Raw genomic sequence first — 14460 nt, 5'->3', positions numbered from 1 at the left:
ATTGTTGGCGGGGTTCAATTGCGGTTATTTCTCTGGTACCGATTTAGCAATTGCCTAAGTTGGCTGTCAGTTGAGTTAATTGTCATCTAAGTTAACTGCCACCTAAGTTAATAGTCACTCTTCTGTTGACGCATGGCCTTAGTGGCACCTTTTTGTTTCTTGGACTCTAATCGCCGCGTTTGGCTGCCTTTGGTGGCGCGGGTAGGAATGCGTTTTTTCTGCACTTCACCGACGCTGGCGACTAAGGCGATAAATTGCTCCAACGCCGTTTGGCGGTTGGCATCTTGGCTGCGGCTCGCTTGGCATTTAATGATGATTTTGCCGCTTTTAGTGATGCGGTGATCGGCCTTGTTGAGCAAGCGTTCTTGGTAATACTCGGGTAATGATGAGCTTTTAATATCGAAAATTAGCTGCGCAGCGGTGGACACTTTATTTAAGTGCTGACCGCCTGCGCCACTCGAACGGATAAATTGCCACTCGATTTCATTTTCCTGAAGTTCCACACGGTTTGAGATTTTTATCATGGCAAACTTAGGCATTTTTCAGCATGGATTGAGAAGCTATCAATAATCACTTATGGCTTTTCAATAGATTTGTTATCATCGGGCGCATTCTTTGCCATTGCATTGGCCAAGGCCATTGCTTGCAAAAGTGTTCTCGATTCGGAGTGCCTCTATGTTATGCCAAATCCCCGATATTGCTAAGGGTGTTATCAGTCTTTTTGCCAGTGGCCGACTATCCTCCACCGATTATCGGACCCGTTTACAGCCGGCGATTAAGGGTTATCGTAAGGATTGGGGCCAAGTTTGCCTGTATATTGAGGCAGATGTGTTACTCGAGGGCTGGGAATTTGAGTCGCTGACCGGTAGTGGTGAAGTTCAGTTACCGAATTTTGAAGCCTTAGTGTTTGTGGGCGGCCCTGATTGGGTGGGAAATGCGGTGCGCTTACTCGGGCCTTTTATGCAGGGCGAAGTGGCATGGTTTCCCCTCGAACAGAAAGCCAAAGCGATTGCTTGGATCACTAAGCGTTCGAATATTTAATGGTCTAATTTAGGCCATATTTACAAGGAATTAAGTATGTCATTATTGAAATCGCGCTCTTTTTCTTCACTGACAGTTTCTAAGGTCAGTGCGATTGCGTTAGTGTTGGCATTTACCGCTGGACTGAGTGCCTGCGCGCCAGAAGTGGGCAGTGATGCTTGGTGTAAACAGATGAAAAATAAGCCGTCTGGCGATTGGACTGCTAACGAAGCAGCTGATTACGCTAAGCACTGTGTATTTAAATAAGCACTGAGTGTTTAAGTCAGCGTTAGCCTTTAGAGATCACAGCTTGAAAGACTTTGCTTGCGAGCTGTGAACTTATGTTTATCATACGGGTCAGATGTTCCGTTATCCGTTATCCGTTATCCGTTATCCGTTATTTGCTATAGGTGATATTTGAATTCTACCGCTAAGCCATTTTTTACTCGAATGGTGACCCTACTGATAGCCATTATCGTGCTGCAATTTGCCGGCGCGAATTTGGGTGCGCATCAGTTACATGCGGGCAATGGCGCGGAAGAAGCTGAGAATCATCCCCATCTGCAATTTAGTGCTCAAGTGACCACTTTGGCCCAATGTGTTGATTGCGTTTGTCCAAGCGAGCAAGCCTTAGGTTTTGCGGACTCCACGGGTGTCACCAGTAATCACGCGGGTGAAAACCAAAGCAGCGGATTTCATTCCCACTTAGTTAAAACCACTGAAATACAAGATTTTGACCTATGCCTCGACTGCCAATGCCATGGCGGTCATGTGGCGTTGTTATCTCAGGCAGTGAGTCAGCCTGTACAGGCGTTAGAAAGCGTCTATCTGCCTACCGATGTATCCTATTTTCCGCCTGAAAATTTACCTAAATACCGCCCTCCTATCGCTTAATTCTCCAATATTCGGCTTATTTCTCGGCTTAGGACGATTGATTCATCTGATTGGATCTCATTCTATTTTGCCGCGTGATAAGCCCGTTATGTTCATCCCCCAAAAGATACGCTTGAACTGATGCTCGCAGCGTTAACTGTTGGAGCCGTCATTGGCTTTTTAGCCGTTACTGTATTGCTTGGCGGGATGATTCGATCGGCGCTTATTTGCCATGCCCAGAACGATATGATTGCTTTGCATTGAGCTATTTAAATGAAGCTCACATTTAGCCGTTTCGCTTTGGGCGCAAAAGTCAGCCGATCCACATTCGATATTGTTAGGATTTGCGATGAAAAAAACGATTCTCGCCCGTACTTTAGTTTGTCTGTTTAGATCGGGCTTGTTTAGCTGCGGATTAGTATTGGCCGCCGGATTGCTAGCCTTTGCCCTCGCGGCAGAAAATGACTCTCTTGAAGTTAATGTCCTTGAAACCAAAGCCTCTGAAGCTAATGCCTCTGAAGTTGAGGCATTTAAGGCGCAATCACTGGGTTTACCCGCCAAAGAAACCGACACGGCACATGTCAACTTTGGCCAATGGTTGCCTGAGTTACTCACACAGTTCAATCAGTTACCTGAAGTTCAGGCACAGCTTGTAAGGCAGCAACAGGCCAAACTGGCCATTCAGGCGGCAGATCGCGCTGTGTATAACCCAGAACTTGGGCTTAATTATCAAAATGCTGATACAGATGCTTATAGCTTAGGGCTGAGTCAAACCCTCGATTGGGGTGACAAGCGCGGCGTGGCGACACAGCGTGCCGAGCTTGAAGCGCAAATCCTTTTAGCGGACATAGGGTTAGAGCGTAGCCAAATGTTAGCCGAACGCTTGCTGGCCTTGGCAGAACAGGCGCAAAGCCGTAAGGCGCTGACCTTTGCCGAGCAGCAATTAAGGTTCACCAAGGCGCAGCTCAATATTGCTGAGCAGCGATTGGCGGCGGGGGACTTATCCAACGTCGAGCTGCAATTGATACAACTCGAAGTCGCCTCTAATACTGCCGACTACGCCTTAGCCGAGCAGGTGGCCTTAGTGGCCGATGGCAAAGTAATTGAATTACTTGGGGATAATAATTTCGCTTTTAGTGAATTTATCAAGGAGATCCATTTCTTTGTGACTCAGGCTAAGCAAGCGCCAGCGGCCGAGTTGGGCACTTCTAAATCAGCCTTGCCAGCCCTGGCGAGTGCTTATCAGCAAGTGCTGCTCGCCAGAGTTAATGTCATGCAAGTCAAAGCGGAAGCTTCAGCTGACCCGACTATTAGCCTAGGCGCTGAAAAGGAGGGCACGGACAATAAGCTCGGTGTCGGCGTGTCGATTCCTCTACAAGTTCGCAATAACTACAGTGAGTTGCAAGCCGTAGCCGATAAGGGCATCGCTATCGCGGAGCAAGGCTATCTTGCCCGTGAGCGAGTGCTTACCGCTAAGCAGAAACAATTCCTCTATGCGTTACCGCGTTTACTCGAACGTTACCAAGACTGGCGTGAGTTAGTGCAAGTGTCAGGTGCTAAAGCCGCTAAATCCTTAAGCCAACAATGGCAGGCGGGGGATGTGAGTACTAGCGAGTACTTACAGAGCCGTCGTCAGTTAGCCGCCAGTTATTTGGTGGGCTTAAACCTAGAAACGGCTATCTATCAAAGTTGGTTAACTTGGATGGGCGAAAGCGGCCAGCTTATGCCTTTTATCGAAAAGCTCATTATAGAAAAGCTAAATGCAGCCCCTTCGATAACATCTAATGCCGCCGTACGCACAGTAAACCCATGAGGTCACAATAATGAATTCAAATACTCACCACGAAAATATCCTTCAACTGGATGCTGTAACGACGTCTGAAAAGCGTCGGTTTAACCTATCAAAAATTGCGCTCGCATTATTCGTGCTGAGCACGCTGGCATTTCTCGCTCAGCCTGTATTGGCTGGCGGTGATCACGCACCCGTCGTTAAGGAAAGCGGCGATTCGGTAACGCAAACGGCGCCGACGGATGAACACGGCGAACAGGCGTTGAAATTGACCGAAGCGCAGCAAGCCTTGGCGGGGATTAGCTTGTTACCTCTGTCGAGCGATAGCTTGAACCTCGCCAATTTAAATCTCGATATTAGGGCGACGGCGACCTTAGTGGTGGATCGCGATCGAACCGCGACCCTTGCGCCGCAGCTCGATGTGCGTGTGTTGGCGCGCCATGTGGTGCCGGGACAAGAAGTGAAAAAAGGTGAGCCTTTACTTACCTTGGGTGGCGCCGCCGTTGCGCAGGCACAGGCGGACTACATTAATGCCGCTGCCGAATGGAGCCGAGTCAAACGCATGAGTGAAGGTGCGGTTAGCGTCAGTCGGCGGATGCAGGCGCAGGTGGATGCCGAACTTAAACGGGCGATTTTAGAGGCAATTAAGATGACGCCTGCGCAAATTCGTGCACTGGAATTGACGCCCGAAGCCATAGGCAGTTATCAACTCTTAGCGCCAATTGACGGTCGAGTGCAGCAGGATATCGCCATGCTAGGTCAAGTTTTTAGCGCGGGCACACCCTTAATGCAACTGACCGATGAATCCTATTTATGGGTTGAGGCGCAGTTAACCCCAACTCAAACTACGTATATCCAGGTTGGCAGTTCAGCTTTAGTGCAAGTAGGGGATAAGACGTTGGCAGGTAAGATAATCGGTCGCTCCCATGAACTCGACAGCGTAACGCGCACCGAGCAAGTGCTGGTGAGTATGCCCAATCCTGATCATGTGTTGCATGCGGGGCAATTTGCTGAATTGTACTTTGCTGGCTCTACTACCGATCCAAACGGCAGTGGCATAGTGCTGCCCGATGCGGCGTTGACCCGTGGCGGCGATGGCGATTGGCAGATTTTTATTCAAGATGAGGATGGCTTTGAGTCCATTGAGGTAGAAGTGGTGCAACGTCAACGCGGCTTGAGTCTAGTGCGTGGACCTGAGCTTGAAAAAGCCCAACAGGCACAGCTCAAGGTTGTGGTGGCTGGCGCGTTCTTCTTGGCATCCGAGCAGGCGAAAGCGGGCTTTGATATTCACGCCCACTAATATGAGCGCCCTCATTTTGGAGATTTTCTATGTTGCAAAAGTTAATCGAAGCCGCGATTAAAAATCGGCTGTTAGTGGTATTGGCTCTGCTCGCCGTGATTGTGGGCTGTGTGGCCATGCTGCCAAAGTTGAATCTCGATGCCTTTCCTGATGTGACTAACGTGCAAGTGACCATCAATACTGCGGCCGAAGGCTTAGCCGCTGAAGAGGTGGAAAAACTTATCAGTTATCCGGTGGAATCGGCCATGTACGCCTTGCCAGCAGTGACTGAGGTGCGCTCGTTATCGCGTACTGGCTTGTCGATTGTGACTGTGGTATTTGCTGAGGGGACGGATATTTACTTCGCTCGTCAGCAAGTGTTTGAACAGTTGCAGGCGGCGCGGGAGATGATCCCAAGCGGCGTCGGAGTGCCTGAAATCGGCCCCAATACCTCGGGATTAGGGCAGATTTATCAGTATATTCTGCGTGCAGAACCTAACTCTGGCATTAATGCCGCCGAGCTGCGTAGCTTAAATGATTATCTGGTGAAGTTGATATTGATGCCCGTGGGCGGCGTGACTGAAGTCTTGTCTTTTGGTGGCGATGTGCGCCAATACCAAGTGCAGGTCGACCCGAATAAACTGCGTGCCTATGGCTTGTCTATGGCGCAGGTGACAGAAGCGCTAGAGAGCAATAACCGCAACGCTGGCGGTTGGTTTATGGACCAAGGCCAAGAGCAACTTGTGGTGCGCGGCTATGGCATGTTGCCCGCAGGAGACGCGGGATTAACGGCGATCGCGCAGATCCCTCTGACCGAAGCCAGCGGCACGCCAGTGCGTATTGGCGATATCGCTCAGGTGGATTTCGGCAGCGAGATCCGTGTCGGGGCTGTGACTATGACGCGCCGCGATGAATCAGGCCAAGTGCAAAATCTCGGTGAAGTGGTGGCTGGTGTCGTGCTCAAACGCATGGGGGCAAACACTAAGGCGACGATTGACGATATTGGTGCACGGGTGAGCCTTATTGAGCAGGCCTTGCCCGATGGCGTGTCCTTTGAGGTGTTTTACGACCAAGCGGATCTGGTCGATAAGGCTGTGACCACAGTGCGCGATGCGCTGCTAATGGCCTTTGTGTTTATCGTGGTGATCTTGGCGTTGTTCCTCGTCAATATCCGTGCGACCTTGTTGGTGTTGCTGTCGATTCCAGTGTCTATCGGGCTCGCGCTTATGGTGATGTCCTATTATGGTCTGTCGGCAAACCTGATGTCGCTCGGCGGCTTAGCAGTGGCGATTGGTATGTTAGTCGATGGCTCTGTGGTGATGGTAGAGAATATTTTCAAACACTTAACCCAACCGGATCGCCGCCATTTACCTGAGGCGAGGGCGCGTGCCGATGGTGAGGACGATCCCTATCACAGTGAGGAGGATGGCGCTAAAGCCAGTGGTGATGTCAGCGAATCGAATATGGTTATTCGGATAATGCTCGCGGCAAAAGAGGTGTGTAGTCCAATCTTCTTCGCCACCGCCATTATTATCGTCGTATTTGCGCCGCTGTTTGCACTCGAAGGCGTTGAAGGCAAGCTGTTCCAGCCGATGGCGGTCAGTATTATTTTGGCTATGATGTCGGCGCTGCTGGTGGCGCTGATCGCCGTGCCAGCCCTTGCCGTGTATCTGTTTAAGCGCGGTGTGATGCTTAAACAAAGTGTTATTTTAGCGCCACTGGATGCCGCTTATCGCAAGTTACTGACGGCAACGCTTGCTAGGCCAAAGGTGGTGATGCTCAGCGCCTTGGTGATGTTCGGCTTGAGTCTATTATTGCTACCAAGGCTGGGTACCGAATTTGTGCCTGAACTGGAGGAAGGCACGATTAACTTGAGGGTGACGCTGGCACCAACGGCGAGTTTAGGCACTTCGCTCCAAGTCGCACCTAAGCTTGAGGCTATTTTGCTAGCATTTCCCGAGGTGGAATATGCCCTGAGCCGCATTGGTGCGCCTGAACTGGGCGGCGATCCTGAGCCTGTGAGTAATATTGAAGTCTATATTGGCTTGAAACCGATAGCAGAGTGGCAGTCGGCAAGCTCGCGCTTGGAACTGCAACGCTTGATGGAGGAAAAGCTCAGCGTGTTCCCTGGACTCTTGTTGACCTTTTCGCAGCCGATTGCGACTCGGGTAGATGAATTGCTCTCGGGGGTAAAAGCCCAGCTAGCGATCAAAATCTTCGGCCCAGATTTAGCGGTATTGTCACAGAAAGGCCAAGCGCTTACCGATCTCGTCGCGAAAATCCCCGGCGCCGTGGATGTGTCGCTTGAGCAAGTGAGCGGCGAGGCGCAATTGGTCGTGCGCCCCAAACGCGAGCTATTGGCGCGTTACGGCATCAGTGTCGATCAAGTGATGAGCCTCGTCAGCCAAGGTATTGGCGGCGCGAGTGCAGGGCAAGTGATCGATGGCAATGCCAGATACGACATCAATGTGCGACTCGCGGCCGAGTTTCGCCAAAGCCCTGATGCGATTAAAGACTTATTACTCAGTGGTACAAATGGCGCCACAGTGCGCTTAGGGGAAGTCGCCAGCGTCGAAGTGGAAATGGCGCCGCCGAATATTCGCCGTGACGATGTGCAGCGCCGTGTTGTAGTGCAGGCCAACGTGGCGGGGCGCGATATGGGCTCGGTTGTAAAAGATATTTATGCCCTAGTGCCAAAGGCGGATTTGCCTGCGGGATATACAGTGATCATTGGCGGCCAATATGAGAATCAGCAGCGGGCGCAGCAAAAGTTGATGCTAGTGGTGCCGATTTCTATCGCTTTGATTGCCTTGTTGTTGTACTTCTCCTTTGGTTCATTCAAGCAAGTGTTGCTCATCATGGCGAACGTGCCCTTAGCTTTAATTGGCGGCATAGTGGCCCTGTATGTCAGTGGTACTTATTTATCTGTGCCTAGCTCTATTGGCTTTATCACTCTATTTGGGGTTGCGGTGCTCAACGGTGTGGTGCTGGTGGATTCGATTAATCAGCGCAGGCAAAGCGGCGAAGCACTCTATGATTGTGTTTATGAGGGCACGGTTGGGCGTTTACGGCCGGTATTGATGACGGCACTGACCTCGGCCTTAGGCTTGATCCCGATTTTATTATCATCGGGTGTTGGCAGTGAGATCCAAAAGCCGCTGGCAGTGGTGATTATCGGTGGCTTGTTTAGCTCGACGGCGCTGACCTTACTCGTCTTGCCGACCTTGTATCGCTGGTTATATCGCGGCGATAAGCGCATTGATGAGCTTAGTTAACCTCAAGTAAGCCGTCATCGTGGGCAATAATTTGTTATGTTTCGGGTTATTGCCTTCGTTGTAGGCAGGGTTATCACATTGACTAAAAGGCTTAAAATCAGTGAGCTAAAGAGTGATAGATGGGCTAGTCTTAGAGTCGACATTAAGGACATTCATTTCTGGAGAACATTATGATTGCGGTAATTTTTGAAGTCATCCCGACAAAGGAAGGGAAGGAAGAGTATCTGCACGTGGCGGCTGAAATGCGCCAATATTTAGAAGGCCGCAAGGGATTGATTTCGATCGAACGTTTTCAGAGCTTAACCGACGATGGCAAAGTACTGAGCCTGTCGTTCTGGGAGGATCAAGCTTCTATCACCCAATGGCGCAATCAGATGGCCCACAGCATTGCTGAGCAAACGGGTATAGTGCCCTGTTTGTTTAACTCTTATCGCATTCGGGTGGCAGAAGTAGTGCAAGATTACAGTGAAACTGTGCATGTTGAAGCTGAGTAATCACTTATCTCGCTGATGTAAAAAACAAAACCCATCTCTAGAGATGGGTTTTTTATGCGTGACACTTAAGTTTGAGATTATTTTTCTTGTTGAGCTTTCAATAGATCGCGGATTTCAGACAGCAATTCTTCTTCTTTGGTCGGTGCTGGTGGCGCTTTAGGCGCATCTTCTTCCTTGCGTTTTAGGGTGTTAATGGCTTTTAAACCCATAAAAATGGCGAAGGCGATAATCGTAAAGTCGATAATAGTTTGAATGAATTTGCCATAGGCAATGACCACAGAAGGCGCATCGCCTTGAGCTGCCTGTAGCACTATGCTCAAATCACTAAAATTCACACCACCTAGGATGATACCTATCGGTGGCATGATGACATCAGCCACGAAGGACGAGACGATTTTGCCGAATGCGGCACCTATAATAATACCAACGGCCATGTCGATCACATTGCCACGGGACGCAAAAGCCTTGAACTCTTTAATTAAGCTCATTAGGTTTCCTCCAAAATTGAGATTAAATGTTAAATTTTATTGTGCAAACTGTATCAGGAAAACCTAAGGTCTTTTGCAGCCTGTTACCTTGCCAAGCTTATAGGGGCTTATGGATTAAGGCAATTCTGACATAGAGGATTTTCCTTAAGGCAATGATTTACACTTTACAAAGTAACAATTGTTACTGTTTGGGGTATTCGATTTATTCATCTAGATCGGCATGGCCGATAAAATCAGGGACTTCTAAGACTTGCGATCCCCAACGTTTAAATAGGGAGCTATAGATGAATTCGATAAAGACGCGGTATTTTCGCGGTAGATACGCCCGCTGTGGATAGCTAAGCACTACCTTAGTTTGCACCATTGGATAGTCATCTAGTAGCGGGATTAAATCGCCTTTTTCTAATGCGACTTGGGCTATGATGGACGGCACCGCAGTGATCCCAAGCCCCGCAATGGCGGCCTCGCGAGCGAGGGTGACATTGTTTACCGTCAGTTGAGTCTTGGGCTCGGCGACAATCCAAGTTTTGCCATCGAATAATTTCCACGCACCTTCAATATGCGCCGACTGCAAGCGAATCGCTTTATGTTTGGCTAAGTCCTGTGGCACCTTGGGCGTTCCATGGGCAGCTAAATAAGCTGGGCTTGCCATAAGCGATTTATGGGCGTTGACTAAGGCATAGCTTTGCAAGCGAGTGTCGCCAGAATCGGCAATTTGAAATAACAGATCTATGCCTTCTTCTATCACATCAACCTTTCGATTGGTGAGTTCAGCCTCTATGGTGATTTCGGGATAAAGCGTTAAAAACTGCGCGAAAATCGGCCCTAAAAACAATTGGCCTAATTCAATTGGGCAGACAATTTTTAGATTGCCTTTAATCAATTGTTGTTGGGCGCTGAGCTGATTTTCGGCGCTCTGCAGATCGCAGAGGATCTTATTGATCCTGTTGTAATAACTTGATCCTGCTTCGGTGAGTTTTAGGGCTCTTGTGGTGCGAAACAGCAGTTGTGTGCCGGTATCGGCTTCGAGCTCGGCTATCTTGCGACTGACGGTTGCCTTAGTGAGCCCAAGGGCTTTAGCTGCGCCAGTAAAGCTACCTTGCTCGACCACTTGAGCGAAAATTTGCACGCGATTGAGATCCATCATTGTTACACCTGTGAAACAGTGGGTTGATTTTTTACTGACTAATAAACTTAGTGAGACAGTAGTACACTAGATATCACTAATCAAGGAGTCATTCATGTCCAAAAGTAAACTCATTATCGCCGTTCCACTGTTACTCGCTGCAGTTGCAGGAGGCGGTTATTACTGGTGGACACAGGTACGTTTTATCGAAACCACGGATAACGCTTATGTTGAGGCCGATATTTCCCATATCAGCGTGAAAGTGCCTGGCTACGTTGTGTTAAGCGATGTAACCGATAACCAGCATGTGCAAAAGGGTGAGTTATTAGCTCAGCTAGAAGATAACCAGTTTAGTGCCAAAGTGAGTCAAGCCGAAGCCTCACAGGCGAGTGCGAAGGCGGACTTGCAAACCTTAGCCGCAAAGGTTGAGTTGCAACGGGCGTTAATCACTCAAGCCAGCGCAGGCGTGGTAGCGGCAAAGGCCGATAAAATACGGGCACAACAACAATTGAGCCGTTCAAAAAAGCTTAAAGTCAGTAATTACAGCTCCCAAGATGATGTCGACCAACTACAGGCAGGATTTGATTCTGCCGCCGCCCGCCTCGATGAAGCTCAAGCCGTGTTAGTGGCAAAGCAACGGGAGTTAGCGGTTTTTAATGCCCAATTAGATCAGGCGGGTTCAGTAGTAGAGCAGGCCGATGCGACTTTAGAACTGGCGAAAATTCAGTTAAATGATACCCGTGTGACCGCACCTTTTTCTGGGGTGATTGGTAAACGTGGCGCTATGGTGGGGCAGTACGTGCAGCCCGGCCAAGCACTCTACAGTTTGGTTCCGGATGGGGCTGTGTGGATCACGGCGAACTTTAAAGAGACCCAGATCCAACATATGCAACCAGGACAGTCGGTGCAGGTCAGTCTCGATGCGTTTCCCGACAAAACCTTTATAGGTGTTATCGATAGTCTGTCACCGGCGTCCGGAGCCAAATTCAGTCTACTGCCTGCGGAAAACGCCACAGGTAATTTCACTAAAATCGTGCAGCGTATTCCCGTGCGTATTCGCTTAGATTTATCTGAGGAAGAAGCACACATGCTACCGGGCTTAAGTGCGGTCGTAAAAGTGGATACGGCGTCGGGTACTGCAATATCGGCAATCGCTGCAAATACAGGTCGTTAGTATGAGCGCAACTGGCTCTATCACTGCGTCTGCCGATATGGAGGCGCAGGGCATCAGTGTACCTAGAAAGCCTACCGATTATGAACGTGGCAGTCGCCGTTCATGGATTGCGGTATTTGGTGGTTTGATCGGCGCCTTTATGGCGATCCTCGATATTCAAATCACCAATGCATCGATGAAGGAGATTCAAGGCAGCCTTGGGGCAACGCTCGAAGAAGGCAGCTGGATTTCAACCGCGTATCTGGTTGCTGAGATGATCGCGATCCCGCTCTCTGGCTGGCTCAGTACGGGATTGTCGGTCAGGCGTTATCTGTTATGGACCACGGCTGCTTTTATCTTTGCTTCTGTGCTTTGCTCAATCGCGTGGAACTTAGAGGCCATGATCGCCTTTCGGGCGCTACAGGGTTTCTTTGGTGGCGCACTAATTCCGCTGGCCTTTAGGCTTATTCTTGAGTTTTTACCCGATAACAAACGTGCCGTCGGCATGGCGTTATTTGGCGTGACGGCGACTTTTGCGCCTTCAATCGGCCCGACCTTAGGCGGTTGGCTGACCGAGCAATTTAGCTGGCATTATCTGTTTTATATCAATGTGCCACCGGGTTTGTTGGTGATGGCCATGTTGGCCTACGGTTTAGAGAAGCAGTCGGTCGTTTGGGATAAGCTGAAGAATGTCGATCTGGCGGGCATAGTCACTATGGCGCTGGGGATGGGTTGCCTTGAAGTGGTGCTCGAAGAAGGTAACCGCAAGGACTGGTTTGGCTCGGAACTCATTCGTAATCTGGCCATTATTGCCGTCGTGAATCTGGTGTTATTTGTTTGGATCCAGTTAAGGCGTAAAGAGCCGTTAGTGAATTTGCGCCTGCTCGGTAAGCGTGATTTTGTGCTCTCCACCGTGGCGTACTTTTTACTGGGCATGGCATTATTCGGCGCTATTTATTTGATCCCGCTTTATCTATCACAAGTCCATGATTACACACCGTTAGAAATTGGTGGTGTGATTATGTGGATGGGATTTCCGCAGTTATTAGTCTTGCCCTTAGTGCCTAAATTGATGGAGCGCTTCGATGGCCGTTATCTCGCTGCCTTTGGCTTTTTAATGTTCGCCATTAGCTATTACATGAATAGCCAGATGACCGCAGATTATGCGGGGCAGCAGATGATCGCCTCGCAAGTAGTACGGGCATTAGGTCAGCCCTTTATTCTGGTGCCAATTGGAATGCTTGCGACCATGCATTTAAAACCCCATGAAAATGCCTCGGCATCGACGGTATTAAACGTGATGCGTAACTTAGGTGGTGCTTTTGGTATCGCACTGGTGGCGACCCTGACTGACACTTTGTCGCGCGGGCATTTGGCTCATATTAAGGAATCTTTACCCGCAGTGAGCACGCAGGCGCAGGACTATTTAGCCCAAAGCGCAAGTATGTTGCAGGCGGGAGGTTCAGATCCCTATGCCGCCGCCGCGCAGGCGAAAGCTTTACTGGGCAAAACCATGAGTCAGCAAGCTTATATTCAGGCCTATAACGATGTGTTTTACATCATGGGCGCTCTGCTACTCATCGCCGTATTCGCTGTGCTGCTGATCCGTAAACCGACAGGGCCTGTGGCCCACGATGCCATGGTCGAGTAATAACGTTTTTCGTTATCCTGTTGTCGCCATAGATTTCCCCAGATCTATTGGTTTGCGCAACAGCTTTGCGCCTTAGTCCTCGCGGATTAAGGCGCTTTTTTATGGTCTTTATGCTGTGGTAGACTCAAAGCTCTTTTTCGATGATTTGCAGAGGGATATCGTTTGCAGTGGCAAAATCTTACATTTAATCAATTAAATGCCAATAGGCTATACGACATATTGAAGCTAAGAGTCGATGTGTTTGTGGTAGAGCAGGCCTGTGCGTATCCAGAGCTTGACGATAAGGATAGGCACCCAGAAACCCAGCATTTATTCGGCTTATCGTCAGACGGGAAACTGCTTGCCTACGCGCGTATTTTGCCGCCGGGATTGAGTTATCCAGAGGCGAGTATCGGTCGTGTGGTGGTATCGCCAGCGGGACGAGGCAAAGGGCTAGCCATGCCTTTAATGCAGCACGCCATTGAATCGGCACTGACGACTTGGCCCGATGCGGGGATCCAAATCGGTGCTCAAGATTACCTCAAAGCTTTCTATCAAAAACTCGGCTTTGTCGCCTGCTCTGAGATGTACTTAGAAGATGGTATTCCCCATTTAGATATGCGCTACCAATCAGCATAAGCGGCTATCAATATGAGTTATCTACATCAATTATCAACATAAGCGATCAACAAAATCTTGGCACATAAACATTCAATATTAAGCCAATAAGGAACTGAGATGTCGACTTCAACGGACTATAGAATCAATCAACAACAAATTGCCTGCGTGGCGAGTTTTCTGGCTAAAGAGGGCAAAACCGAAGCGCTAATCGCTGCGCTCGCGAGCCTTATTCCTGATACGCGCCGTGAAGCGGGTTGTATTCGTTACGAACTCAATGTGAGCCGTGATGAACCACGTCGCGTGACGTTTGTAGAGAAGTTTGTCGATATTGCCGCCTTTGATGAGCACTGCGCTAAAGATGCAATTCAACACTATTTCCACCAAGTGATGCCCGAATTAGTCGAGTCATACCATGTGGAAACCTATCATCAAGTGATTGTTTAGCCATGAGATAAACGATTAGGAGCTTGCAGTGTTGATTAATGCTATCGAGCCAGTATTTAGATCTCTATCCGAATGGATCTCATTGATACTGCAAGTGACTAATGGCCGCAGCTGGAACCATTGCACTTTAACTCTTTAGTGCTAAAAGGCGTATTAGGTAAGGATAAGGCAAAGTTGCTGGCTTAAGTTGCATTTGTCATCAATGTACCGAGTAGTTATCTACGACAAGAATGACAACCTAGACTTTGATTGTATGACTTCACTGGGA

14 protein-coding genes are annotated in these 14460 nt (G+C 49.2%); 11 read left to right on the top strand and 3 right to left on the bottom strand.

All coding sequences use genetic code 11. The annotated features are described in order from the left end of the window. Nucleotides 1-107: 107 nt before the first annotated feature. Nucleotides 108-539 carry an alternative ribosome rescue aminoacyl-tRNA hydrolase ArfB gene (gene arfB / locus L5M51_RS04975; RefSeq protein WP_259573638.1) on the bottom strand — a complete coding sequence of 144 codons (432 nt, stop codon included), beginning with the start codon at nt 537-539 and terminating at the stop codon, nt 108-110. 136 nt (nt 540-675) lie between these two features. Between arfB and L5M51_RS04970 the strand changes: the two genes are divergently transcribed. The 7 genes from L5M51_RS04970 (at nt 676) to L5M51_RS04940 (ending at nt 8730) form a co-directional block, all read left to right on the top strand. Continuing rightward, nucleotides 676-1041: an STAS/SEC14 domain-containing protein gene (locus L5M51_RS04970; RefSeq protein WP_263171836.1), complete on the top strand. Its 366-nt coding sequence runs from the start codon at nt 676-678 to the stop codon at nt 1039-1041. A 36-nt stretch (nt 1042-1077) separates the two neighbouring features. After that, the gene (locus L5M51_RS04965; protein ID WP_113939200.1) at nt 1078-1287 is read left to right on the top strand and encodes a DUF3012 domain-containing protein; all 210 of its coding nucleotides are present in this window, start codon (nt 1078-1080) and stop codon (nt 1285-1287) included. Nucleotides 1288-1470: 183 nt separating this feature from the next. Beyond that, a complete protein-coding gene (locus tag L5M51_RS04960; RefSeq protein ID WP_168827374.1) occupies nt 1471-1914 on the top strand; it encodes a hypothetical protein in 444 nt (147 codons plus the stop codon). A 328-nt stretch (nt 1915-2242) separates the two neighbouring features. Continuing rightward, entirely contained in the window at nt 2243-3706 is a 1464-nt protein-coding gene (locus tag L5M51_RS04955; protein ID WP_263171834.1) for a TolC family protein, read from the top strand. Between the two features lie 10 nt (nt 3707-3716). Beyond that, nucleotides 3717-4982 (top strand): efflux RND transporter periplasmic adaptor subunit, encoded by a 1266-nt coding sequence (locus L5M51_RS04950; protein ID WP_263171832.1) that lies wholly within the window; start codon nt 3717-3719, stop codon nt 4980-4982. 29 nt (nt 4983-5011) lie between these two features. Beyond that, nucleotides 5012-8236 carry an efflux RND transporter permease subunit gene (locus tag L5M51_RS04945; RefSeq protein ID WP_263171830.1) on the top strand — a complete coding sequence of 1075 codons (3225 nt, stop codon included), beginning with the start codon at nt 5012-5014 and terminating at the stop codon, nt 8234-8236. 170 nt (nt 8237-8406) lie between these two features. Next, nucleotides 8407-8730 (top strand): antibiotic biosynthesis monooxygenase family protein, encoded by a 324-nt coding sequence (locus tag L5M51_RS04940; protein WP_025008611.1) that lies wholly within the window; start codon nt 8407-8409, stop codon nt 8728-8730. Between the two features lie 77 nt (nt 8731-8807). Here the strand turns inward: L5M51_RS04940 and mscL are convergent, their stop codons facing one another. Next, complete coding sequence (gene mscL, locus L5M51_RS04935; protein ID WP_105250328.1) at nt 8808-9218, bottom strand: large-conductance mechanosensitive channel protein MscL; 411 nt, start codon at nt 9216-9218, stop codon at nt 8808-8810. A 202-nt stretch (nt 9219-9420) separates the two neighbouring features. Beyond that, a complete protein-coding gene (locus L5M51_RS04930) occupies nt 9421-10365 on the bottom strand; it encodes a LysR family transcriptional regulator (protein ID WP_263171828.1) in 945 nt (314 codons plus the stop codon). 94 nt (nt 10366-10459) lie between these two features. On the opposite strand from L5M51_RS04930, the gene L5M51_RS04925 reads away from it, so the two are divergent. The 4 genes from L5M51_RS04925 (at nt 10460) to L5M51_RS04910 (ending at nt 14192) form a co-directional block, all read left to right on the top strand. Beyond that, a complete protein-coding gene (locus tag L5M51_RS04925; RefSeq protein WP_173247738.1) occupies nt 10460-11518 on the top strand; it encodes an HlyD family secretion protein in 1059 nt (352 codons plus the stop codon). Nucleotide 11519: 1 nt separating this feature from the next. Next, a complete protein-coding gene (locus L5M51_RS04920) occupies nt 11520-13148 on the top strand; it encodes a DHA2 family efflux MFS transporter permease subunit (protein WP_263171827.1) in 1629 nt (542 codons plus the stop codon). Nucleotides 13149-13310: 162 nt separating this feature from the next. Next, entirely contained in the window at nt 13311-13766 is a 456-nt protein-coding gene (locus L5M51_RS04915) for a GNAT family N-acetyltransferase (protein WP_263171825.1), read from the top strand. Between the two features lie 99 nt (nt 13767-13865). After that, a complete protein-coding gene (locus L5M51_RS04910) occupies nt 13866-14192 on the top strand; it encodes a putative quinol monooxygenase (RefSeq protein ID WP_113939190.1) in 327 nt (108 codons plus the stop codon). Nucleotides 14193-14460: the final 268 nt, after the last annotated feature.

Source organism: Shewanella sp. SM73 (genome assembly GCF_025653795.1).
Classification (GTDB): Bacteria; Pseudomonadota; Gammaproteobacteria; order Enterobacterales; family Shewanellaceae; genus Shewanella; species Shewanella oncorhynchi.
The sequence above is the reverse complement of the archived record's forward strand: the minus strand, read 5'-3'. Positions and strand labels throughout refer to the sequence as shown.

Bases quoted from the DNA above. Each gene is read 5' to 3' on its own strand.
- L5M51_RS04960 (WP_168827374.1), top strand. From the start codon at position 1,471: ATGGTGACCCTACTGATAGCCATTATCGTGCTGCAATTTGCCGGCGCG.
- L5M51_RS04965 (WP_113939200.1), top strand. From the start codon at position 1,078: ATGTCATTATTGAAATCGCGCTCTTTTTCTTCACTGACAGTTTCTAAG.
- mscL (WP_105250328.1), bottom strand. From the start codon at position 9,218: ATGAGCTTAATTAAAGAGTTCAAGGCTTTTGCGTCCCGTGGCAATGTG.
- L5M51_RS04910 (WP_113939190.1), top strand. From the start codon at position 13,866: ATGTCGACTTCAACGGACTATAGAATCAATCAACAACAAATTGCCTGC.
- arfB (WP_259573638.1), bottom strand. From the start codon at position 539: ATGCCTAAGTTTGCCATGATAAAAATCTCAAACCGTGTGGAACTTCAG.
- L5M51_RS04950 (WP_263171832.1), top strand. From the start codon at position 3,717: ATGAATTCAAATACTCACCACGAAAATATCCTTCAACTGGATGCTGTA.
- L5M51_RS04920 (WP_263171827.1), top strand. From the start codon at position 11,520: ATGAGCGCAACTGGCTCTATCACTGCGTCTGCCGATATGGAGGCGCAG.
- L5M51_RS04945 (WP_263171830.1), top strand. From the start codon at position 5,012: ATGTTGCAAAAGTTAATCGAAGCCGCGATTAAAAATCGGCTGTTAGTG.
- L5M51_RS04930 (WP_263171828.1), bottom strand. From the start codon at position 10,365: ATGATGGATCTCAATCGCGTGCAAATTTTCGCTCAAGTGGTCGAGCAA.
- L5M51_RS04940 (WP_025008611.1), top strand. From the start codon at position 8,407: ATGATTGCGGTAATTTTTGAAGTCATCCCGACAAAGGAAGGGAAGGAA.
- L5M51_RS04970 (WP_263171836.1), top strand. From the start codon at position 676: ATGTTATGCCAAATCCCCGATATTGCTAAGGGTGTTATCAGTCTTTTT.
- L5M51_RS04955 (WP_263171834.1), top strand. From the start codon at position 2,243: ATGAAAAAAACGATTCTCGCCCGTACTTTAGTTTGTCTGTTTAGATCG.
- L5M51_RS04925 (WP_173247738.1), top strand. From the start codon at position 10,460: ATGTCCAAAAGTAAACTCATTATCGCCGTTCCACTGTTACTCGCTGCA.